Below are 20,423 nucleotides of genomic sequence, written 5' to 3'. Positions count from 1 at the left end.
TACAGTGAGCAAATGTATGGATTTTGACTAATTTAAACGCGGGTCTCTCGGATAATTTGCAATTAGCTTGAACTCCCCTCCCATATTTTTCAAAAGACCTTTCCAAAGATCTTCTGGAGTAGAATCAAAGGAGTCTTCATCAATATCCTCTCTACACAAAATCCAGGTCTCCTCGTTCATCTCATCTTGTAATTGACCCGCTCCCCAGCCACTATAACCAATAAAGAAACGAATTCGGTCAAGCTCCATTTGATTCAGTTTCAATTTTTCTACCAATTGATCAAAATCACCACCCCACCAAATCTGATTTCCAACAGATATACTTCCCTCTAATTGCTTATCACCTAAATAGACAAAATGAAGAGTATTTTGTTCTACAGGTCCACCGACAAAAACTTCCTTATCCAAAAAATCAAGATCTTGTACGATTTCACCTAATCTTAAGATAGATGGTTTATTCATGACAAACCCAAAGCTACCCTCCTCATTATGATCACAAAGCAGTATGACAGACCTCATAAAGTTCTGATCCTGTAGAAAAGGTTCGGAAATCAAAAGATCTCCTGCAGTTGGTATTTGTTCTGTTCGTTTATCCATTCCGACTGGGGCCGTATGAAATAAAAATATAGATGATAATTTTAAAAATCCCATGGCTAGGCTAATTTTATAATACAAAAATAACAGAGAAAAAGTCACATGGATATTGCTTCAATTAGGAAAGACTACAGTCTTAAATCACTTGAAATCAGTGATGTAGACACTGATCCTTTAACCCAGTTTCACCATTGGTTCAAGGAGGCAGTGGAGGCAGAAGCACTTGAGGTTAATGCCATGACTCTTTCTACCCTTTCTCCTGATGGTTTTCCAAATGGAAGAATTGTTCTTCTAAAGGAACTGGATAAAGGTTTTGTGTTTTTTACAAACTACCAAAGTGAAAAGGGACGTGAAATTGAAGTTAATCCCAAGGCATCGCTAACCTTTTTCTGGCCGGAACTTGAGAGACAAGTCAGGGTAAAAGGCTTAATTGAAAAAGTCAGCACAGAAGAGTCTGACGACTATTTCTTCTCAAGACCTGAAGGCTCTCAGATAGGTGCCTGGGCTTCCCCTCAAAGCAAGGAAATTAAGTCCAGAAAAATTTTGGAGGAAAACATTGAAGAACTCAAGGAAAAATTTAAGTCAGAGAAAATTTCCCGTCCACCTCATTGGGGAGGATACCGATTGATGCCTTCTCAAATAGAATTTTGGCAAGGTAGACCAAGTCGACTTCATGACCGGATCGCGTACTATAGGGAAGACGATGGCAACTGGAGTCGCAAGCGACTTGCACCTTAAGACTTACTTGAGATCAAAAAGATCTTCCACCCCAAGGTATCTCTCTGAAGTAAATCCCTCGCCGTAGGTGGCTAGAATCCTATGTCCAAATTCTCTAGCTCTTGCTTCAATAAATGGAAGGAATTCTGGATCAGAAATAAAGCTTGCGGGCTCTTTACTTTCAGGATCGTAAAACTGAGATTGGTAAGCCAGGATACTCTTTATTTTTGTGTCCCAATATTCAGATATATCTACGATAAAATCCGGCTCAATGTAATTGTTCTGGATGAAATGATAGACGTTTTTCGGTCTCCAAGGCTTTTGTACTTTACCATCTAAAGTAGTCTCAATCTTTCTCAAACCGCTCATAAAACACGCATGAGTAGCTAAACTTGAACCTTTACCATGATCAGGATGCCGGTCTTTAATTGCATTGGCAATCACAATTTCTGGCTGATATTTACGAATGATTTTAACCAGCTCAATCCTATGCTCCTCATCATCCTCGAAAAAGACATCCTTGAAACCCATATTCTCGCGAGCTGAAAGTCTTAGAATTTTTGCAGCTTCATCGGCCTCTTTCAGCCGGATCTCAGGAGTTCCTCTGGTACCCATTTCCCCCTGAGTTAAATCCACAATTCCAACTTTCTTTCCTCTTGCCACCTGTGCAGCAATGGTTCCAGAACAACCTAACTCTGCATCATCCGGATGCGCTGCGAAAACGAGAATATCTAATTTCTCCATAATTTTTTATTGTATCCTAAGTCTTTGTCCAATCCTCAAAATGGACCTCGTGGATATTCCACTTAGCCTGGTGATTTGAGAAATTGGGACTCTGTATCTCCTTGAAATTGCCCCAAGCGTTTCTCCTCGCCTCACCCGATGATATACAGCTGATCTAGCCTGAGCAATATATCCAAAGGTTTCTGGTGTAATGTCTAAATACTCTGACTTAATCTTAAAACTATCAAAGTCATAAACGATTTCCGGGTCAAATGCCAACCCACGATACCTCAACTCATAATGTAAGTGTGATCCGGTACTTCTGCCTGTACTTCCCCCTTTACCAATCTCCTCTCCTGCTTTTACTTCCTGACCCACTTCTACGAGAATCTTGGACATATGCCCATAAACGGTTTCCAAACCATTCTTATGGCGGATCACCACATAGTATCCAAAACCATATCGGTCATAGGACCTAATTCTAACTATGCCGTCAAACGCGGCATAAATAGGATCACGCATTTGCAGATCAAGGTCAGTACCTAGGTGTCTTCTACCCCACCGAAACCCAAAACGTGAAGTAACGGGAGTGGTTTCTAGGGGCATTTTCCAATCGTATCCGAAAAATGAATCATACAACCTTAGACTGACCGTATCCTGAAATTTCTCAGGATCAAAATCGTAGATATCGATTTTCTGACTGTCCCAGGGTTCATAATGCTCAAAGGCTGTAATCCAGATGCTATCGATAAGAATTTGTTCTGAAACCTTTACCAATCTATTGGTTGGAGCCCAAATCATAAAATCCTGGGAATCGTCCACTATGGATCTTGGTCTTCTTAGGTCTACCTCATTTTTAAAGAGCATGGAATCAGTCCGGGCAGTAAGTTCCCTGAGAAAGGCAGACTGATCAAAACCTCCCAACTCGATGTTTTTTCGGGGAGTCGTAGGAACTGAATCTATTTTGTCCTTCTTAATAATTTTCGGGAAAATTTGACCTTGGACCTTTGTGGTTCCCAAGACAAAGAACAAACCCAAAAAGATAAAGAGAACAAAAGATCTCATTAATAAATGCTTAAGCAGTTTCTAATTCTGCCAAAAACCTTTCTGCGTCCAGAGCCGCCATACAGCCCGTACCAGCTGCGGTAACTGCCTGGCGATACACATTATCTTGCGCATCCCCACAGGCAAAAACGCCTTCTATATTGGTCTTAGTGGTCCCTGGAATAGTTTTCAAATAACCTGCATCATCCATGTGAAGGTAGTCTTTGAAAATCTCAGTGTTTGGCTGATGACCTATAGCAACAAAAAAGCCAGAAATGGCAAGCTCAGAGGTTTTTTGAGTTTTATTGTTAAAAATTCGTACACCACTTACTTCATCCTCTCCTAAAATCTCATCAGTTTCGGTATTCCAAAGAATCTCAATCTTAGGATTATTCATTACCCGCTTCTGCATAATTTGGGAAGCGCGCATTTCATCTCTTCTTACGAGCATGTACACCTTCTTGCAAATATTAGAAAGATAAGAAGCTTCTTCACAAGCTGTGTCTCCAGCACCAACAATGGCTACATCCTGACCTCGGAAAAAGAACCCATCACAAACCGCACATGCTGAAACTCCTTTGCCATTCAGGCGATCTTCACTTTCTAAACCTAGCCACTTGGCTGATGCACCGGTGGAGATTATCACTGTTTCTGCCTCGATAACCTTTTGCTCATCGATGGTTACCTTTTTTGGGAAAGAATCAAAGTCTACAGAAGTAGCCAGCCCATACCTTACGTCAGTACCAAATCTTTCTGCCTGCTTGCGAAAGTCCTCCATCATTTCCGGACCCATTACCCCATCGGGATATCCTGGATAGTTTTCTACATCATTGGTTATAGTAAGCTGTCCACCAGGCTGTCCACCTGTGTATAAGACTGGAGATAATCCCGCTCGTGACGCATAAATAGCAGCTGTATAACCTGCTGGCCCCGAGCCTATAATTAAAACTTTTACCCTTTCTGTTTCCTGACTCATTCCGAATCTAATTTAAAGTCGCAAATTTTGTTATTTCCTAGGTTAAACCACAAATAGGGGTGTTAAAATTCCCAAAGGCAACCAAGCTTAGAAATTTTTTAAATTATCTGGCAAAAAAAGAAGGGGCTTTTAAAACCCCTTTTTTACTTTACCCTAAGTAAGGTTTCAAGGTCTTGCTCCTTGAGGTATGCCTTAACCGTCGAATGGCCTTCTCTTTGATCTGCCTTACCCTCTCACGGGTTAGATTAAATTTCTCACCAATCTCTTCAAGGGTCATGGCATGCTCTCCATTCAATCCAAAATAAAGAGTGATAACGTCAGCTTCTCTTTGAGTCAATGTGGATAATGCTCTCTGAACCTCCTTGCGAAGAGAGTCATTCATTAATCCATCATCAGGCTTTTCATCTCCGTCATTTTCAAGAACATCCAAAAGGCTGTTTTCTTCTCCTTGAACGAATGGTGCATCCATAGACACATGTCGTCCTGAGATCTTCATGGTATCCACTACTTCATTTGCAGTTACCTCGAGAACTTCTGCAAGTTCTTCTGGAGATGGCTCTCTCTCGAACTTTTGCTCAAGTTCACTGAAGGTTTTACTGATTTTATTCAGCGACCCCACCCTATTCAAAGGAAGTCGAACGATTCTAGATTGCTCAGCAAGAGCCTGAAGAATAGACTGACGAATCCACCATACAGCGTAAGAAATAAACTTAAATCCTCGAGTTTCATCAAAACGCTGTGCTGCCTTAATCAAACCTAGATTACCTTCATTAATTAGGTCACCTAGTGATAGGCCTTGATTCTGGTACTGCTTTGCCACAGATACCACAAATCGAAGGTTTGCCTTAGTGAGCTTCTCGAGTGCGAGCTGATCTCCTTCACGTATTCGCTTAGCTAAAACTACCTCTTCATCTGCAGTCAACAGGTCTACTTTACCGATTTCCTGAAGATATTTATCAAGAGACTGACTCTCTCTATTGGTAATCTGTTTGCTAATTTTTAGCTGCCTCATTCAGAATTATTTTTGTAATTATCTTATTTCTAGCCCAATAAAATACACATTTATGGGCTGATTTTACTTTTTGTCCTCAGCTTTTTTTTCAGGCTTTGGCAACAACACTTTTCTGGAAAGTTTAAATTTCCCGGTTCGCTTATCAATATCAATAAGCTTTACTACGATCTCTTCTCCTGGTTCGAATACTCCATCCATGGACTCCACTCGTTCCCATTTGATTTCTGATATATGTAGTAAACCATCTTTTCCTGGCATAAATTCCACAAAAGCTCCAAATGGTTGAATATTCTTCACTTTTCCGGTGTATGTCTCTCCTATTTCAGGTTGAGCAACGATAGCTTTAATCCTTGCCAGAGCAGCATCCATATTGTCCTGATTAGCAGAGAAAATGGCAATTTTACCCTGATTGTCGATTTCTTCGATGACAATAGTGGTCTCAGTATCTTTCTGGATTTCCTGAATAACTTTTCCACCTGGGCCAATCACCGCTCCAATAAGCTCTTTAGGAATGAACATCTGGAATGATCTAGGCGTATGAGGCTTCAAATCTGACTTTGGCTTCGCCAAAGTTTCAGTGATCTTATCCAAGATATGCAGTCTACCTTCCTTAGCTTGATACAACGCCTCCTTAAGAACATTGTAATCTAGGCCCTCTACCTTCAAGTCCATTTGACAAGCAGTGATACCCTTTGCTGTTCCGGTCACTTTAAAGTCCATATCACCAAGGTGATCTTCGTCTCCAAGTATATCAGATAGGATAGAATAATTTCCAGTTTCACTATCTGAAATCATTCCCATCGCAATTCCGGTAACAGGTGCCTTAATTTGAATACCGGCATCCATTAGTGCAAGTGAACCTGCACAAACTGTAGCCATGGAGGAAGAACCATTTGACTCAAGGATATCAGAAACGACCCGAATAGTGTATGGGTTTTCTTCGTCAGAAGGTACTACCTTCTTCAATGCTCTCATAGCAAGGTTTCCATGTCCCACTTCTCTTCTTCCAGGGCCTCTGTTTGGCTTTACTTCTCCGGTGGAGAATCCTGGGAAGTTGTAGTGAAGGAAAAACTTATTATATCCGGAGATTACAGCCCCATCTACCATCTGCTCATCCATTTTAGTACCTAAAGTACAAGTGGTTACAGATTGAGTTTCACCTCTGGTAAAAACTGCAGACCCGTGGGCCGATGGCAGGTAATCAACCACGGACCAGATAGGACGAACTTCGTTCAGTTGTCTACCGTCCAATCTCTTCTTTTCATTAAGAGTCAGATTTCTAGCTGCTTCTTTGTGAATTTTCCCAAAGTACGGACCAATCAAAGACTCTTCAAATTCGTGCTCCTCTCCTAGGTTTTCGATGAATTCGTCTTTGATTTCTTTAATCAAGGCACTTCTTTCTGATTTGTTGGCTATTTGCTTACTAACAGCTGCATAAAGCTTATCATAAAGCTCAGACTTCATTTTGTCAAAAAGGGCTGGATCAGATTTCTCATGATTGTATTCCCTTTTCTCCTCTTTGCCTACCGCTTTGGTTAGCTCAAGCTGTACCTGACAATGTCTTTTTATTTCTTCATGAGCAAACTGCATGGCTTCAACCATTTCATCCTCTTGGATTTCATCTGCCTCTCCCTCTACCATGAGGATATAGTCTAATGAGCCTGCTACTATAAATTCCAAAGATGCTTTTTCGAGGTCCTTTGGTTTAGGATTAATGATGAGATTTCCATCAACTTTTGCCACTCTCACCTCGGAGATTGGTCCGTTGAAAGGAATATCAGATACTGCCAAAGCTGAAGATGCAGCTAGTCCTGCCAAGGCATCTGGTAAAACCTCCTCGTCAGAGCTCATCAAAGTGATGGCTATCTGTGTATCTGCATGATAATCATCTGGGAAAATCGGACGAATCGCTCTATCCACGATTCGACTAATCAGAATTTCATAATCTGATAGCCTGCCTTCTCTTTTAAGGAATCCTCCAGGAATTTTGCCAGAAGCGGCAAATTTTTCCTGATAGTCAACTGACATTGGTAAAAAGTCTACTCCTTCTCCAGCCTCCTTCTTCGATACTACTGTGGCCAATAACATGGCTTTACCCATGCGAACGACTACAGATCCGTCAGCTTGTTTTGCCAGAGCACCCGTTTCTATTGTAATTTCTCTTCCATCTTCAAGGGTGATGGTCTTTGTGATTAAATTTGGTAACATATATAAGTTATAAGTGTGTGGTTATTAAGCTAAAAAAAGATTTTGCAACCCCATAAAAAGAAAAAAGTAAGGTTCTCAAATAGAGAACCTTACATCGGATTACTTTCGAAGTCCGAGCTCAGCAATAATTGCTCTGTATCGCTCTATGTCCTTCTTGTATAAATAATCTAGTAGGCTTCTTCTTTTACCTACTAATTTCAACAATCCAAGTCTTGAGGAGTGATCCTTCTTGTTTGACTTTAGATGCTCTGTTAGATGCAGAATCCTGTGTGTAAAGAGGGCTATCTGAGACTCTGGAGATCCAGTATCAGTGTCAGATTTTAACCGTCCATGATTCTTAAACAACTCTTGCTTTTTCTCTGGTGTTAAATACATGTTTAGCTAAATTTTATAAAACAGCTACAAAGGTAACGCTATTCTTCAAATAATAAAAGCCTGCTATGCGAATGAACTCTTTTTAGAAAAGGTCTTTTTGAGCTTTTTCCAAGCTGATTGGTAAAAGTCCGGTTCAAAGAGTCTGGCGTCTTTTCTGGCCTGCTTCAAAAAGAATAATCCAAATGGAATTAGAGCGAGATTGGAAAACCATGTACCTAACAGTGGATCTACCACTCCTTCTTTGGCCCACTTCTCCCCTGTGATGGTGAGCATATAGTATAGGATGAAGAATATAATGGAGAAAAGAACAGGTGCTCCAAGCCCTCCTTTCTTAATTATTGCGCCTAATGGTGCCCCAATCATAAACATCACAATACAAGCGAATGCCTGAGTGTATTTTTGGTACCAGGCTATCTGGTATCTTCTGAATTCGCGTTGATGGTTTTCAACCGTTACTTTCTTGGTATTAAAAGTATTCTTAAGATTTCGGGCATTATTGGTTGCCATAGTTAAGGCATTGTCCATATATCTTCTTGCCTCCAAAATCGAATCCAACTCCGATTTTTCTTCAGTAGTGAGTGGTGCCGTCCTTAAAAACTTTGGTTTTTCTTTTTCTAAAAGGGTGTCTTTACTTATAACTTTTGAAGAATCCCTTTCATTCCGGTTCTTGATCTTTTTTTGTCTAAAAAGAGAATCACTCTTTGACAACTCACTTACCGCATTAGTCAAGATTTCCTCTTTTGGTGGATTTATCCTTAAATCAGGATTATTAGCTACCCTAATACTATCTCTGCGAATGGAATCCATTTTTGCCACTTGATCCAGGGAATCCCTTTCAGCACGCATCCTTCTGGACTTAAGCATTCGAGCCGTATCATCTAGGGCTCGACGATTATAAATATCAGTTGGAGGGTCCAAAGATCTATTTTTAGTCATATAGGAATAGATCCCTTCTGCAGTTTGGTAGTTTTCCCAAAGCTGATCATTCACTCTTGTATTAATGGAATCAAGACCATCTTTGATCTGACTTATGTTTTTTATAGCTCTATTAGTAGACCAAAGGTCTTCGGGCGTTCTGTCCAGCTCAAATGCATCCAGGTTGAAGACAATGGTGTTTTCCTTAAAGGCTGTTCGGCTAAACTCCACAGGGGCATCTCTTATGCCCCGTTCTGCTCTCGAGTGACTATAATTCTTTCCATTAAAAAGAATGAATCGAAGATACTTTTCATTATTGAAAGATTCCATTATACCGGAATCAGCGAGAGTGACATTCAAATTTCCAATGCCTTCTGAATGATCATAAATAATGATATCGCGAAGATTTTTCTCTCCTATCTTCTCATTGACTTTGATGCTGTAGTTAGGAATCCCATCGTAAAAAACACCCTCCTTTATTTCCAAAGCTGGAGATTTCATTCGAATATCATAGAGAAGGCTAAAAGTTTTCAGGTTGACTTTAGGCACTACATAATTATTCGAGAGGTAAGCGAACACGGACAAAATCAACACAAAAACCCCAATTGGAAGAAGTGTCCTTAACAAGGAAATACCGCTACTCTTGATGGCAGTAAGCTCAAAATGCTCTCCTAAATTCCCAAAAGTCATCAGACTGGACAGCAAAACTGCTAGAGGGAGAGCCATTGGGGAAATACTGATCACAAAGTACCCGATCAGCTCCATGTAAATCCAAAAACCAAGTCCTTTGCCGAATATCTCGTCAAAGTATTTCAGCATATTGACCGTAAGGAGGATGAAATCCACCACCACAAAAGTCAATAAAAATGGGCCTAAAAAAGACCCCAGTATTAGCTTATCGAGTTTTTTCATGAACTAAATCCCTTCACAAAATACGTAAATCGTGAAAAGCGGTTCAAAAATGAGAATTACTGTGGAAATTAACCACCGATTGTTTCTTTAAGTTTGCCAATCAATCCATCCCAAATGGCTTGAGACTCCTCCTCATTGTAATCGTCTGTGTAATCAACTACTTTTAAAAACATGGTTTGGGTAACCTCATTCTCCTCAAGCTTGAATTCCACGTAGGAGTGATCCTCCTCGTCTGGATTATCCGGATCAAAAAAATCAAACTTGATATGATTATTTAGCCTGATGGAAGCCACTCTTGCGTGATGCTCCTCATTATCAAAAAAGAAAATAAAATTCTTATCCTCGTCTATTCTCACTTCATCGGCAAACCAGTCTTCTAAACCGCTCGCCGTACTGAGATAATTAAATATCATTTTCCTAGAGGCGTTGATCTGATAATCAGCGACAAATTTGCTCTTTACCATGAATACAAAGATTTAGATAGTGAAAAATCTATTATTTCAATTAACCCCACTTGCTTTTAACAATCCATCCTGTCATATTTGCAATCTCATTTGAAAAGGTGAGCTACTCTTAAAGGAATGAAAGGATAGGATGTGTGTACAGCCAATCGTGACATTCATAATATAGGGATTAATTTCAACATAAGGTTGAAGTTTAGAAAAATTAGGATTCGAGTTCTATTAGAGAACAATAACTCATATGGCGAGGTAGCTCAGTTGGTTAGAGCGCAGGATTCATAACCCTGAGGTCACGGGTTCAACTCCCGTCTTCGCTACAAAGGCTTTCAGAAATGGAAGCCTTTTTTATTTTTTTATGGAAGGCTTAACTAAAAAATATCGTCCTTGGATGGTTATCCATGCTGAATTCTTTAAATCTAAAAGACAAGCATTGATCCGTGAAAAAGAATTGAAAACAGGGAAAGGCCGAGAATGGATTAAAAAAGAAATTCTGCCTACTTATGTTTAAGCGCTAAGGATTAATATCCGCCGCGGCGGACACGGGCCTGCTTGCTGCAGGCAAGTTGAACTCCTCCCGAAAGCTTTCGGGACTACAAAGGCTTTCAGAAATGGAAGCCTTTTTTTTCTTTTAGAGGTAAAGGATATCCCCAACAGGAATAAAAAAAAGCTCTGATCAATGATCAGAGCTTTCGCAAAATAAGATATTTAAATCTTACTTCACTCTTTCAACTACTGCTTTAAATGCCTCTGGGTGATTCATCGCAAGATCTGCCAATACTTTTCTGTTTAGCTCGATCTCAGACTTACCTAGTAATCCCATTAATTTTGAGTAGGACAATCCGTGCTCTCTGGCACCTGCATTTATACGCTGAATCCATAAAGCTCTGAATTCTCTTTTCTTGGCTTTACGGTCTCTGTATGCATACTGAAGTCCTTTCTCGTACTTGTTTTTCGCTACAGTCCACACGTTTGAACCTCTTCCGAAGTAACCTCTAGTGGCTTTTAGCACTTTTTTTCTTCTTGCTCTTGACGCTACAGCGTTTACTGATCTTGGCATGATTTTTTAAATTTTTGACACTTGGTGTTCTGATATAGTCAGAATCTTGATTACCAAAGCATCTGGTGAATAAATAACCTTAAATTAATTCAAACAGGTTGAGATCAAATTCTCAACATGTCTTTTACTCTTCCCTCATCGGACTCATGTACCAAACCAGTCTTGGTTAGGTTATGCTTCCTTTTGGTAGATTTTTTCGTGAGGATGTGGCTTTTGAAAGCATGCTTCCTCTTGATCTTCCCGGTTCCCGTAAGTGCGAACCGCTTCTTGGCACTTGATTTAGTTTTTACTTTAGGCATTTTACTATAGTAGTTTGGTTGAAATTATTTCTTAGAACCCTTAGGAGCTATGAAAATATTCATTCGCTTTCCCTCGAGTTTTGGAAGTTGCTCCACCGCCCCATACTCTTCCAGAGCCTGGGCAAATTTCAATAGAAGCATCTCTCCTCTTTCCTTGAACACTATACTTCTTCCTACAAAATGTACATAAGCCTTAACTTTTGCACCTTCTTTTAGAAACTTGATGGCATGCTTCAATTTAAAATCGAAGTCATGATCATCAGTATTTGGTCCAAATCTGATTTCTTTCAATACAACCTTGGCCGCATTTGCTTTTATTTCTTTCTGCTTTTTCTTCTGCTCGTACTTAAACTTGGCGTAATCAAGAATCTTACAAACCGGAGGTTTGACATTTGGTGAGATTTCCACTAGGTCTAGATCATTGTCTTTAGCAAGTGCAATGGCATCATCTAATGCCAATACCACATTACCACCATCGGCGTAGTCTCCGACTACTCTCACCTCCCGTGCTCTTATCTTCTGATTTACTTTGTAAGGTTCTTCTCTTCTACCTCTGTACGGTTGTCTGTTTCTCAAATTTTAATTGGTTCTTTGATTGAAATCGGGTGCAAATATCGTAATAAAATTCTAATTAAAGAAAGGGATACAAAATATATCCCTATGGCTAACGACTCAATGAGTCGGATATAATTCGCTGAAAATAAGCAATAAACTCTTCCGGGCTATAACTACCCAGATCTCCCTCACCATGCTTTCGAACTGAAAGCTTACGCTCTTCTTGCTCCTTTTCACCTACAATTAGCATAAAAGGTACTTTCTTCACCTCAGAGTCTCTAATCTTTCGACCAATTTTTTCATCGCGGTTATCAATATTTCCACTTATTCCCTGTTCATCCAAAAGAGACTTGATCTCTTCTGCATAATCCAGATACTTTTCTGAGATGGGTAGAATATTAATTTGATCTGGCGAAAGCCAAAGTGGGAAGTTACCCGCGCAGTGTTCAATTAGAACTGCCACAAATCTCTCCAGAGATCCAAATGGAGCTCTGTGGATCATTACAGGTCTGTGCTTTTGGTTGTCTGAACCGATATACTCCAGTTCAAAGCGGTTTGGAAGCTGATAATCAACCTGTATTGTTCCAAGCTGCCATTTCCTTCCAAGAGCATCCTTTACCATAAAGTCCAGCTTTGGGCCGTAAAATGCGGCCTCGCCCAACTCAGTAACCGTGACAAGTCCTTTTTCTGCTGCAGCTTCTACGATGGCTGCCTCAGCTTTATCCCAAAGCTCCCCGTCTCCAATGTATTTTTCAGGCTTCTCTGGATCTCTGAGTGATATCTGGGCTGTAAAATCTTCAAAACCAAGAGCTTTGAAAACATAAAGAACCAAGTCAATTACCTTAATGAATTCTTCTTTGACCTGATCAGGTCTACAGAAAATGTGCGCATCATCCTGAGTAAAACCTCTCACACGGGTCAGTCCGTGTAATTCGCCACTCTGCTCGTAGCGATAAACTGTCCCAAACTCCGCATAACGGATAGGTAAGTCTTTGTAGGACCTTGGCTTGTGCTTATAAATTTCACAGTGATGAGGACAGTTCATGGGTTTCAACAGAAACTCTTCACCATCATGAGGGGTAGCTATGGGCTGGAAAGAATCCTTTCCATACTTCTCATAGTGTCCAGAAGTTTCATACAGTGCTTTGTGCCCGATATGTGGAGTCACGACTTGCTCATAACCAGATTTGTCCTGAGCTTTTTTCATAAAGTTCACTAGACGTTCTCGTAAAAGAGTCCCCTTTGGCAACCAAAGCGGAAGGCCCATTCCAACTTTCTCGGAGAAGGTAAAGAGTTCAAGTTCACGGCCGAGTTTTCTATGGTCCCTCTTTTTGGCTTCCTCAATCATGGTGAGGTATTCCTTTAGCTCTTTTGCTTTTGGGAAGGTCACGCCGTAAATACGGGTAAGCATTTTGCTTTTCTCATCCCCTCGCCAGTAGGCTCCGGCAATATTTGTAAGCTTTACCGCCTTAATAAATCCTGTATTAGGAATATGAGGGCCTCTGCAGAGATCAGTAAAATTACCCTGTTCATAAAAGGTAATTGAACCATCTTCCAGACCCTCCAGAAGATCTAATTTATACTCATCACCCTTTTCTTTATAATAGGCCACGGCATCTGCTTTGGAAATATCCTTTCGGATATACTCATTTTTTTGCCTGGCGAGTTCTGTCATCTTGGCCTCGATTTTCTCGAGTTCACCACCTTCTAAAGTATGGTCACCGAAATCCACATCGTAATAGAAACCCGTTTCGATTGGTGGGCCAATTCCAAACTTAATTCCAGGGTATAAATCTTCCAGTGCTTCTGCGAGCAAGTGAGCGGATGAATGCCAAAAGGTATTTTTACCCTCATCATCGTTCCAGGTGAGTAATTGCAGTTTGGAATCCTCAAGGATAGGACGAGTAGCATCCCATACCTGTCCATTAACTTTGGCACTTAGAACGTTCCTGGCCAATCCTTCGCTGATACTAGCAGCAATTTGGAGGCTGGAGGTTCCTTTTTCTACTTCTTTCACTGCTCCATCGGGAAGAGTGATTTTGATCATTTCTGACATATTTTTGTCTTTATTAACGCCTTTACAACAGGCAAATTGGTTCTAACTGCAAATATGCAAAGACTCCTGTCATAGAAAAAGGAGCGTTAAACAAAATGCATAGATATTAAAGAATTATCTGGGCACTCACCTTCACTGCAAAAGGCTTTACGTCAGGATTATCCAAATACGTCATACGGTGAAAAAAGTCCACTCTAAAAAATTTGAAAATATTCTCTATTCCATAGCCTAACTCCACAAAAGGAACTCCTGGGTCTAGTCTGCCAAAAGTCTCCAATGGATTTCCTTCTGGATCAACGGTTGGGGCGTTTTCTATATTAGCATCTCTGACTGATCCGAAAAGAATGTTTGCATTGGCTACTCCTCTCCATTTCAGTTTTTTGATCAGAGGGATCTTATTCAGAAGAAATCCCTCGAAAAAATGCCTGTATCGTAAACTTGCGTATTGATCTGAGGCAAATTCATTAAAGTTCATGGTATTAAAAGCTGCATCCGTATAAAACAAGGTTTCATTACCCAAGTGGTTTTTTAGGACCGGGTAAGGCACTTCTCCAAAGACTTTACCTGCATCAAATTCATATCTGGATACACCCAGCATTCCCAAATTAAGTCGTTGATATGCGTAAAAACTTAGCTTGGAATAGGTGAAATCTCCACCCAGTAGATTCATCCCTCGGGTGTAATTCACTTCAAAAATAGGCCATCTGGAGGGGCCAAACGAGACTCTTTCATTATCATTAATAATGATGATCTCATCTCGACCGTATCGAATCCCTACTCTGGCTTCTACCGTCTGAAACTCCTGTCTGTACTCTCTGGTGTCTTTATCCAGGTAGTAAAAATTATATAGAGGGTCGAACTGATTTGATCTGAGTCCTGCTCTAAAAAGGAAGCCTTTGAAGAATTCTCTTTGAAATTCAAGTCTATGATTGGTGGTTAGGTATGGCCTCCTTAAGGTTCCAAATCGGCTGGCGGCTAAGAATATACTGTTTCCTTCCAGACTTTCTATTTCAAGACCAACCTGGTCAATTTCCCTTTGTGAAGTCAGTGAGAGCGTAGTCCATCGGTTTCGATCAAGAATCCGCGTGACTGATCCCGTGTATTTGATTCTTTGATCCTTAAAGCCATAAGCTGCATATCCTTCTAGTAACCATTTATTGCTGAACTTCAGGTTAGTTCTAAATCCCATTCCTAGCCTCACTCCTTCTACATCGTTGTAATTAAAGAAACCTGGCCATGGACCTAGATCAACTTTGCCTACTGGCAAATAGCCCGTAGCAAAGAATTTAAGCCCTTCCGAATAAAATCGAATTACTGGGATTTTCCGTAGGGTATCCACCATCTGGAGAACGGCCAATTCCTCTGTACTCAAAGGGTCCTGCCTGTTCCTTTCCCAAAAATCCTCACCGCCAGTGTTGTAATCCGGTCTTAAAACCACCGCTTGATTAAAAAACGAAGTCGGTTGAGGATCATTCAGTTTAACGCTGTCAGCCGAAGTATAGAATTTAGCAAGAAGCCCAGCAGTTTTTGGAGTTACCTGACCAATTTTTATTTGGACTCGGGTTTTCTTAGGAATAAGGGGACCAGATGCAGTGGGCTCCAACATCTGCTGAATTTTGATTCTTTCTATGAAATTAAGATTGGCCTCTTTTGGAATAGTCAAATCCACTTGCTTCAAGGCATAAGTATCTTTAGTAATCCAAATGGTTCCCGAAAAGGCCAAATCCTGTTCCCTTCGGGGATAAACCTGAAGCATGTAAGCTGAATCGCCTTCAATAAAAACCGAATCGAGCAGATCATAATCATAAAATCCCTTCCAGCCATCAGCAATGGGTGAGACAAAATCTTTTTCCAGAATTGAAATCCAATTACGGTAGAAATTATACTCCTGAAATGCTGACCCTGTGATTTGACTGGTGGTAGACCCGTCCGTAATTCCCACTCCGGTCACTTTAGATTTTTCTACAATTTCTTTCCGTAGCTCAGGATTATTCCTGAAGTAGAATTTAGACAGTGTTTCAGAAAAGAAAATGGGAAGAATTTTCTCACCTTCATCATTGGTCAACTGCTTAATAGAATCCAGGACATTGGTAACTCTTTGGACGGCTTTTCGCTTTGTGAATTCCTCAGAAACCTGATCTATATCGATTTCTATTTTCGTATAATTTTTGGTCTCGTAAGCTTCCAGTTGCCTTTTATCAAAGTATTTCTTTTTATCTACCGCTCTACGAATGATTTCGAAAGCAGGATTTTCTCCAGCTTCGAAAACAAAAGCCTCAAGTTCGAAATCAGAAGGCCTAAGCTGAAAATTAATCACCTGCTCGGTTTGCTCAGAAAGTGGCTTAGTCTGTGAAATGTAACCGAGATAAGTGACCAAAATACTATCTGCTGCATTTTGAGTCTGAATCACATAGTTCCCTTCAAAATCCGTGGAATTTCCCACTGTAGTACCCTTAAGGAGTACGGAAGCAAAAGGTATGGGGTCTCCAGTTTCAGCATCAGTGACTTTTCCTGTAATGGTTCTTTGACCAAAGCTGGGTAAAGCAAGAAGGAGGAGAAACAATCCGGTAAAAATTCGAGTCATTCGATGTATCCAGGTGAATGGCCTTCAAAAGTAAATGATTAATGGAAGTTAATCGTGACAGATTAATAAAAGTTGTGAGCCCGATATTAAAAGGTCTTAAAAATGTCCTCACTTTCTAATTGTGAGAATTTATATTTGTCAGAAATAAGTAAGAATGAAGTACGACGTTTCGATCATTGGTGGCGGTATAGTTGGGCTTGCTACAGCCTTGAAAATTCAAGCGAAGAATCCAAAATTAAAAATTGTGGTTCTCGAAAAGGAAGCTGGACTGGCTAAACATCAAACAGGAAACAATAGCGGAGTCATTCATTCAGGACTTTATTATAAACCTGGCTCTCTAAAAGCCAGGAATTGTCTTCAGGGATACAAAGAGCTGGTGGAGTTTTGCCAGAAAGAAGAAATCCCTTTTGAACTCACTGGAAAAGTGGTGGTGGCAACAAGAGAAGAGCAAAAACCCCTATTAGAAAATCTTCGAAAAAGAGGCCTGGAAAACGGGCTGGAAGGCACCCGATCTATTTCTTTAGAAGAGCTTCGGGAATTTGAACCTCACTGCCACGGCGTGGCGGCTATTCATGTTCCGCAAACTGGAATTGTGGATTACTACCAAGTTGCCCTCGCCTATGGCCGAAAGTTTATTCAAAATGGAGGCGAAATCAAATACAGCCATAAAGTATTGAAAATCAATAGATCAGGAGGTAAAATCGTAATCATTACTTCAGAAAGCGTAGTGGAGACCAATCTCGTTGTTAACTGTGCCGGATTATATTCTGATAAAATTGCAGAAATGACTTCTGGGATGCCGAGCCAGATAAAAATTATTCCTTTCCGGGGTGAATATTATAAGTTGACCCCCGAAAAAGAATATTTGGTAAAAAATCTGATCTACCCAGTTCCTGATCCCAATTTCCCATTTCTAGGAGTTCATTTCACACGGATGAAAAAAGGTGGAGTGGAAGCTGGTCCCAATGCCGTTTTGGCATTCAAGCGTGAGGGTTATAAAAAATCCCAAATAGACCTTTCAGAACTTGGCGAGACACTGGCCTGGCCAGGTTTTCAAAAAGTAGCGGCAAAATACTGGCAAACCGGATTTGGGGAGCTTTATCGATCCTTTTCAAAAGGCGCCTTCACTAAAGCACTTCAAGAATTGATTCCTGAAGTTCAAGAATCTGATCTGATGGAAGGAGGTGCCGGAGTAAGGGCTCAGGCATGTGACAAAAAAGGAGGACTACTGGATGACTTCGCCATTGAAGAAAATGACATTGCCATCAATGTGCTAAACGCTCCTTCTCCAGCGGCAACCAGCTCTTTAGCCATAGGTGGTACCATTTCAGAAATGGTTATGAAGCGATTGAGTTAGTCTTCCAAATGCTTTAACACGCTGTCTGGGAGATATTTGTCTGCCATAGCAATCATTTCATCCCCTCTTACCAGATCTGCAGCAGATAATTCTGAAGTGTGTTCATGTCCACTAGCTCCCAACAGTTCGACCAAAGCATGAATGGTGTTTTTGTGATAATTATACACTCTCTCCGATTTCTGAGAAACTACCAGGCCTTTTGCTAATCCTCTTTTTTGAGTAGCCACTCCGGCAGGACAATCATTTGAATTACACCTCAAGGCCTGAATACAACCCAGGCTGAACATGAAACCACGGGCAGCATTACATAAATCCGCTCCCAGAGCAATATTCTTCAAAATAGAAAAAGCACTGATCGCTTTGCCAGAGGCAATAATTTTGATTTGGTCACGAATCTCATACTTCCTTAAGCTGCTTCGCACAAATATCAAAGCAGGTTCCAAAGGTATGCCTACACTATCCGAAAATTCTAAAGGAGCTGCTCCCGTTCCTCCTTCAGCCCCATCGATGGTGATGAAATCAGGATAGATTTGTTTATTGACAATTGCTTCGCAAATGGCGTTAAATTCCTCGGTTTTACCAATACAAAGCTTGAATCCTACGGGTTTCCCCCCACTTAGCTCACGGAGCTTCGCAACGAAGTCAAGCAATTCTTCTTCATTTCCAAAGGCACTGTGAGATGGTGGTGAGATAATCGTTTCCCCAGGCTTTACCCCACGAATAGCAGCAATTTCAGGTGTATTTTTGACACCGGGTAATACTCCTCCATGTCCCGGTTTTGCTCCCTGAGAAAGCTTAATCTCGATCATTTTCACCTGATCCATGGTAGCTTTTTCCCGAAACTTGACTTCGTCAAAATTCCCATTTTCGTCCCTGCATCCGAAATAACCCGTTCCAATTTGCCAGACCAGATCTCCCCCATTTTGATGATAACTGGAAATAGCCCCTTCCCCTGTATTATGGTAAAAATTACCCTTTTTGGCCCCCTTGTTTAAAGCGGCAATGGCATTTCCCGAAAGGGATCCAAAACTCATCGCAGATATATTATAAACTGATGCGGAGTATGGTTTTTTACAGTCTTTTCCTCCGATTATTACTCGTGGATCTTTGTCCTTAGGAACCTTGGCGTAAATAGAATGTCTAAGACCCATATAATCAGACTCATAAATGTCGATTTGCGTTCCGAAGGGATGAGTGTCGTTTACATTTTTTGCCCTTCGATACGCCAAGGCTCGGGTATTCCTGTCGAATGGCTTACCGCTGGTATTATCCTCAATAAAATATTGCTGGATCTCAGGACTAATGGATTCAAGTAAATATCTAAAATGACCTACCACGGGGTAGTTTCTAAGTATGGCATGATCCTTTTGAATCACGTCATAAATGCCTATCAAAACCAAAACCCCCAACAAAAACAAAATAGCTTGTCCAATGGTGAACCGGGTAAGTTCATAATACCACATCAGAAAAATAGTGAGTAGCCCCAGCAGGATGATGGAGCCGAAAAATAGCTTTCTCATTTTCGAGCAATTGATTTATCCTAAATATACCAAAAGATGCTCAAGAGAGACTAACTCATGAGAAAATCCCAAAGCCGGTGTTCGGCCCAGGTAAACTCCTCTCCTCGTACCACAAAACCCGTATGCCCACCTCTCTCTGGCATTTCCAGAAGAATCTCACTCTTTTTACTCGCGAGGTCTACAGGATAGCATTCTGGACCTAAAAGAGGGTCATTCAAAGCATTTAAAACCAAAGTTTCAATTGGAATAGAAGGCATCCTTTGGTCCGGAGAAACAGTTTGATAAAAGTCGTCCGCATCCGTAAAGCCATGAAGCTTTGCTGTGAAATAGGTATCGAAATCATCAAAATTATCCACTCTCTCCAAAAGATCTAAATCGACCAAATCAGGAAATTGCTCAGCCTTTAATTTCATTTTGTTTTTGAGCTTTCCCAGGAATCTCTTTTTGTAAAAAACATTTCTCCGTTCTTTAAGAGTGGCTGCACTGCTGGGGAGATTGCAAGGCGTGGAATAAACTGCAGCCTTTTTAATCTGGGTAGGTAGATCTGCTCCTTTCTCACCCATATAATTCAATGTCTGGGCTCCTCCCATGCTGATTCCAGCCAGATAGATGTTTTTGTAACTATGATTTTTCAGAACATGCTTTATGGTGGTGTCCAGATCATAGCTGGCTCCATGATGGTAAAGAATTGGTTGAAGATTCATCTCTCCTCCGCAACTTCTATTGTTCCAAACCAAAACATCCACGCCTCTACTATTAAATAGCTTTACTAGACCTCTAACATAATGTCGATTAGAATCACCCTCTAATCCATGAGAAATCAACAAAAGCGATTCTGAGCCTACTTTGGACCAATCAAGATTCAGAAAATCTCCATCTGGAGTATCAATTTTTTCTCGGGTGTAATTAATGCCCTCCACCTGCCTGAACAAACTGGGTACAATAGTTTCCAGATGACCATTAAAAAGGTAAAATGGATAACGAGAATAGTTAGGTTGTCCTATGGGCATTTTGAAGGAGAGAAAAACCCAAAACTACTCAATTGAAAAATAATCTCA

General features: G+C 40.7%; 19 protein-coding genes and 1 tRNA gene. 4 read left to right on the top strand and 16 right to left on the bottom strand.

What is annotated here, in order from left to right:
• Positions 1 to 27: 27 nt before the first annotated feature.
• Positions 28 to 597: a YqgE/AlgH family protein gene (locus QVH07_RS09490; protein ID WP_289999937.1), complete on the bottom strand. Its 570-nt coding sequence runs from the start codon at positions 595 to 597 to the stop codon at positions 28 to 30.
• A 99-nt stretch (positions 598 to 696) separates the two neighbouring features.
• Here QVH07_RS09490 and pdxH point away from each other — a divergent pair, with 99 nt between their 5' ends.
• A complete protein-coding gene (gene pdxH, locus QVH07_RS09485; protein WP_289999936.1) occupies positions 697 to 1,332 on the top strand; it encodes a pyridoxamine 5'-phosphate oxidase in 636 nt (211 codons plus the stop codon).
• 3 nt (positions 1,333 to 1,335) lie between these two features.
• Here pdxH and bshB1 read toward each other — a convergent pair whose 3' ends face one another.
• The 8 genes from bshB1 to QVH07_RS09445 form a co-directional block, all read right to left on the bottom strand.
• A complete protein-coding gene (bshB1, locus tag QVH07_RS09480) occupies positions 1,336 to 2,055 on the bottom strand; it encodes a bacillithiol biosynthesis deacetylase BshB1 (RefSeq protein WP_289999935.1) in 720 nt (239 codons plus the stop codon).
• 6 nt (positions 2,056 to 2,061) lie between these two features.
• Entirely contained in the window at positions 2,062 to 3,099 is a 1,038-nt protein-coding gene (locus QVH07_RS09475) for a M23 family metallopeptidase (RefSeq protein ID WP_289999934.1), read from the bottom strand.
• 10 nt (positions 3,100 to 3,109) lie between these two features.
• Positions 3,110 to 4,054 (bottom strand): thioredoxin-disulfide reductase, encoded by a 945-nt coding sequence (gene trxB / locus QVH07_RS09470; RefSeq protein WP_289999933.1) that lies wholly within the window; start codon positions 4,052 to 4,054, stop codon positions 3,110 to 3,112.
• A 148-nt stretch (positions 4,055 to 4,202) separates the two neighbouring features.
• The gene (locus tag QVH07_RS09465; RefSeq protein ID WP_057936313.1) at positions 4,203 to 5,066 is read right to left on the bottom strand and encodes a sigma-70 family RNA polymerase sigma factor; all 864 of its coding nucleotides are present in this window, start codon (positions 5,064 to 5,066) and stop codon (positions 4,203 to 4,205) included.
• Positions 5,067 to 5,129: 63 nt separating this feature from the next.
• Positions 5,130 to 7,274 (bottom strand): polyribonucleotide nucleotidyltransferase, encoded by a 2,145-nt coding sequence (locus QVH07_RS09460; protein ID WP_289999932.1) that lies wholly within the window; start codon positions 7,272 to 7,274, stop codon positions 5,130 to 5,132.
• Between the two features lie 99 nt (positions 7,275 to 7,373).
• Positions 7,374 to 7,649: a 30S ribosomal protein S15 gene (gene rpsO, locus QVH07_RS09455; RefSeq protein WP_289999931.1), complete on the bottom strand. Its 276-nt coding sequence runs from the start codon at positions 7,647 to 7,649 to the stop codon at positions 7,374 to 7,376.
• 63 nt (positions 7,650 to 7,712) lie between these two features.
• Positions 7,713 to 9,476 carry an LptF/LptG family permease gene (locus QVH07_RS09450; RefSeq protein ID WP_289999930.1) on the bottom strand — a complete coding sequence of 588 codons (1,764 nt, stop codon included), beginning with the start codon at positions 9,474 to 9,476 and terminating at the stop codon, positions 7,713 to 7,715.
• A 68-nt stretch (positions 9,477 to 9,544) separates the two neighbouring features.
• The gene (locus QVH07_RS09445) at positions 9,545 to 9,940 is read right to left on the bottom strand and encodes an START-like domain-containing protein (protein ID WP_289999929.1); all 396 of its coding nucleotides are present in this window, start codon (positions 9,938 to 9,940) and stop codon (positions 9,545 to 9,547) included.
• A 240-nt stretch (positions 9,941 to 10,180) separates the two neighbouring features.
• Here QVH07_RS09445 and QVH07_RS09440 point away from each other — a divergent pair.
• Positions 10,181 to 10,254: transfer RNA gene (locus QVH07_RS09440), tRNA-Met, on the top strand.
• A 38-nt stretch (positions 10,255 to 10,292) separates the two neighbouring features.
• Positions 10,293 to 10,445 (top strand): GIY-YIG nuclease family protein, encoded by a 153-nt coding sequence (locus QVH07_RS09435; RefSeq protein WP_289999928.1) that lies wholly within the window; start codon positions 10,293 to 10,295, stop codon positions 10,443 to 10,445.
• Between the two features lie 204 nt (positions 10,446 to 10,649).
• Here QVH07_RS09435 and rplT read toward each other — a convergent pair whose 3' ends face one another.
• The 5 genes from rplT to QVH07_RS09410 form a co-directional block, all read right to left on the bottom strand.
• Positions 10,650 to 10,994 (bottom strand): 50S ribosomal protein L20, encoded by a 345-nt coding sequence (rplT, locus tag QVH07_RS09430; protein WP_289999927.1) that lies wholly within the window; start codon positions 10,992 to 10,994, stop codon positions 10,650 to 10,652.
• A gap of 104 nt (positions 10,995 to 11,098) precedes the next feature.
• The gene (rpmI, locus tag QVH07_RS09425) at positions 11,099 to 11,293 is read right to left on the bottom strand and encodes a 50S ribosomal protein L35 (protein ID WP_289999926.1); all 195 of its coding nucleotides are present in this window, start codon (positions 11,291 to 11,293) and stop codon (positions 11,099 to 11,101) included.
• 24 nt (positions 11,294 to 11,317) lie between these two features.
• On the bottom strand, positions 11,318 to 11,869 hold the full coding sequence (infC, locus tag QVH07_RS09420; protein ID WP_289999925.1) for a translation initiation factor IF-3: 552 nt from the start codon (positions 11,867 to 11,869) through the stop codon (positions 11,318 to 11,320).
• A gap of 88 nt (positions 11,870 to 11,957) precedes the next feature.
• A complete protein-coding gene (gene thrS, locus QVH07_RS09415; protein ID WP_289999924.1) occupies positions 11,958 to 13,904 on the bottom strand; it encodes a threonine--tRNA ligase in 1,947 nt (648 codons plus the stop codon).
• Between the two features lie 106 nt (positions 13,905 to 14,010).
• A complete protein-coding gene (locus QVH07_RS09410; RefSeq protein WP_289999923.1) occupies positions 14,011 to 16,488 on the bottom strand; it encodes a DUF5686 and carboxypeptidase-like regulatory domain-containing protein in 2,478 nt (825 codons plus the stop codon).
• 154 nt (positions 16,489 to 16,642) lie between these two features.
• Between QVH07_RS09410 and lhgO the strand changes: the two genes are divergently transcribed.
• Positions 16,643 to 17,845 (top strand): L-2-hydroxyglutarate oxidase, encoded by a 1,203-nt coding sequence (gene lhgO, locus QVH07_RS09405; protein ID WP_289999922.1) that lies wholly within the window; start codon positions 16,643 to 16,645, stop codon positions 17,843 to 17,845.
• On the opposite strand, the gene QVH07_RS09400 is transcribed toward lhgO, so the two are convergent.
• On the bottom strand, positions 17,842 to 19,365 hold the full coding sequence (locus QVH07_RS09400) for an FMN-binding glutamate synthase family protein (protein ID WP_289999921.1): 1,524 nt from the start codon (positions 19,363 to 19,365) through the stop codon (positions 17,842 to 17,844). The two genes, lhgO and QVH07_RS09400, sit on opposite strands and share 4 nt — an antisense overlap.
• Before the next feature lie 50 nt (positions 19,366 to 19,415).
• On the bottom strand, positions 19,416 to 20,375 hold the full coding sequence (locus tag QVH07_RS09395) for a YheT family hydrolase (protein WP_289999920.1): 960 nt from the start codon (positions 20,373 to 20,375) through the stop codon (positions 19,416 to 19,418).
• Positions 20,376 to 20,423: the final 48 nt, after the last annotated feature.

Source organism: Algoriphagus sediminis, from assembly GCF_030403435.1.
GTDB lineage: Bacteria > Bacteroidota > Bacteroidia > Cytophagales > Cyclobacteriaceae > Algoriphagus > Algoriphagus sediminis.
Note: the sequence above shows the minus strand (reverse complement) of the source record. Positions and strands in the feature narration are given on the sequence as shown.

Excerpts from the sequence above, each read along its gene's own strand:
- QVH07_RS09490 (WP_289999937.1), bottom strand. The coding sequence starts at position 597 with ATGGATAAACGAACAGAACAAATACCAACTGCAGGAGATCTTTTGATT.
- pdxH (WP_289999936.1), top strand. The coding sequence starts at position 697 with ATGGATATTGCTTCAATTAGGAAAGACTACAGTCTTAAATCACTTGAA.
- bshB1 (WP_289999935.1), bottom strand. The coding sequence starts at position 2,055 with ATGGAGAAATTAGATATTCTCGTTTTCGCAGCGCATCCGGATGATGCA.
- QVH07_RS09475 (WP_289999934.1), bottom strand. The coding sequence starts at position 3,099 with ATGAGATCTTTTGTTCTCTTTATCTTTTTGGGTTTGTTCTTTGTCTTG.
- trxB (WP_289999933.1), bottom strand. The coding sequence starts at position 4,054 with ATGAGTCAGGAAACAGAAAGGGTAAAAGTTTTAATTATAGGCTCGGGG.
- QVH07_RS09465 (WP_057936313.1), bottom strand. The coding sequence starts at position 5,066 with ATGAGGCAGCTAAAAATTAGCAAACAGATTACCAATAGAGAGAGTCAG.
- QVH07_RS09460 (WP_289999932.1), bottom strand. The coding sequence starts at position 7,274 with ATGTTACCAAATTTAATCACAAAGACCATCACCCTTGAAGATGGAAGA.
- rpsO (WP_289999931.1), bottom strand. The coding sequence starts at position 7,649 with ATGTATTTAACACCAGAGAAAAAGCAAGAGTTGTTTAAGAATCATGGA.
- QVH07_RS09450 (WP_289999930.1), bottom strand. The coding sequence starts at position 9,476 with ATGAAAAAACTCGATAAGCTAATACTGGGGTCTTTTTTAGGCCCATTT.
- QVH07_RS09445 (WP_289999929.1), bottom strand. The coding sequence starts at position 9,940 with ATGGTAAAGAGCAAATTTGTCGCTGATTATCAGATCAACGCCTCTAGG.
- QVH07_RS09435 (WP_289999928.1), top strand. The coding sequence starts at position 10,293 with ATGGAAGGCTTAACTAAAAAATATCGTCCTTGGATGGTTATCCATGCT.
- rplT (WP_289999927.1), bottom strand. The coding sequence starts at position 10,994 with ATGCCAAGATCAGTAAACGCTGTAGCGTCAAGAGCAAGAAGAAAAAAA.
- rpmI (WP_289999926.1), bottom strand. The coding sequence starts at position 11,293 with ATGCCTAAAGTAAAAACTAAATCAAGTGCCAAGAAGCGGTTCGCACTT.
- thrS (WP_289999924.1), bottom strand. The coding sequence starts at position 13,904 with ATGTCAGAAATGATCAAAATCACTCTTCCCGATGGAGCAGTGAAAGAA.
- QVH07_RS09410 (WP_289999923.1), bottom strand. The coding sequence starts at position 16,488 with ATGACTCGAATTTTTACCGGATTGTTTCTCCTCCTTCTTGCTTTACCC.
- lhgO (WP_289999922.1), top strand. The coding sequence starts at position 16,643 with ATGAAGTACGACGTTTCGATCATTGGTGGCGGTATAGTTGGGCTTGCT.
- QVH07_RS09400 (WP_289999921.1), bottom strand. The coding sequence starts at position 19,365 with ATGAGAAAGCTATTTTTCGGCTCCATCATCCTGCTGGGGCTACTCACT.
- QVH07_RS09395 (WP_289999920.1), bottom strand. The coding sequence starts at position 20,375 with ATGCCCATAGGACAACCTAACTATTCTCGTTATCCATTTTACCTTTTT.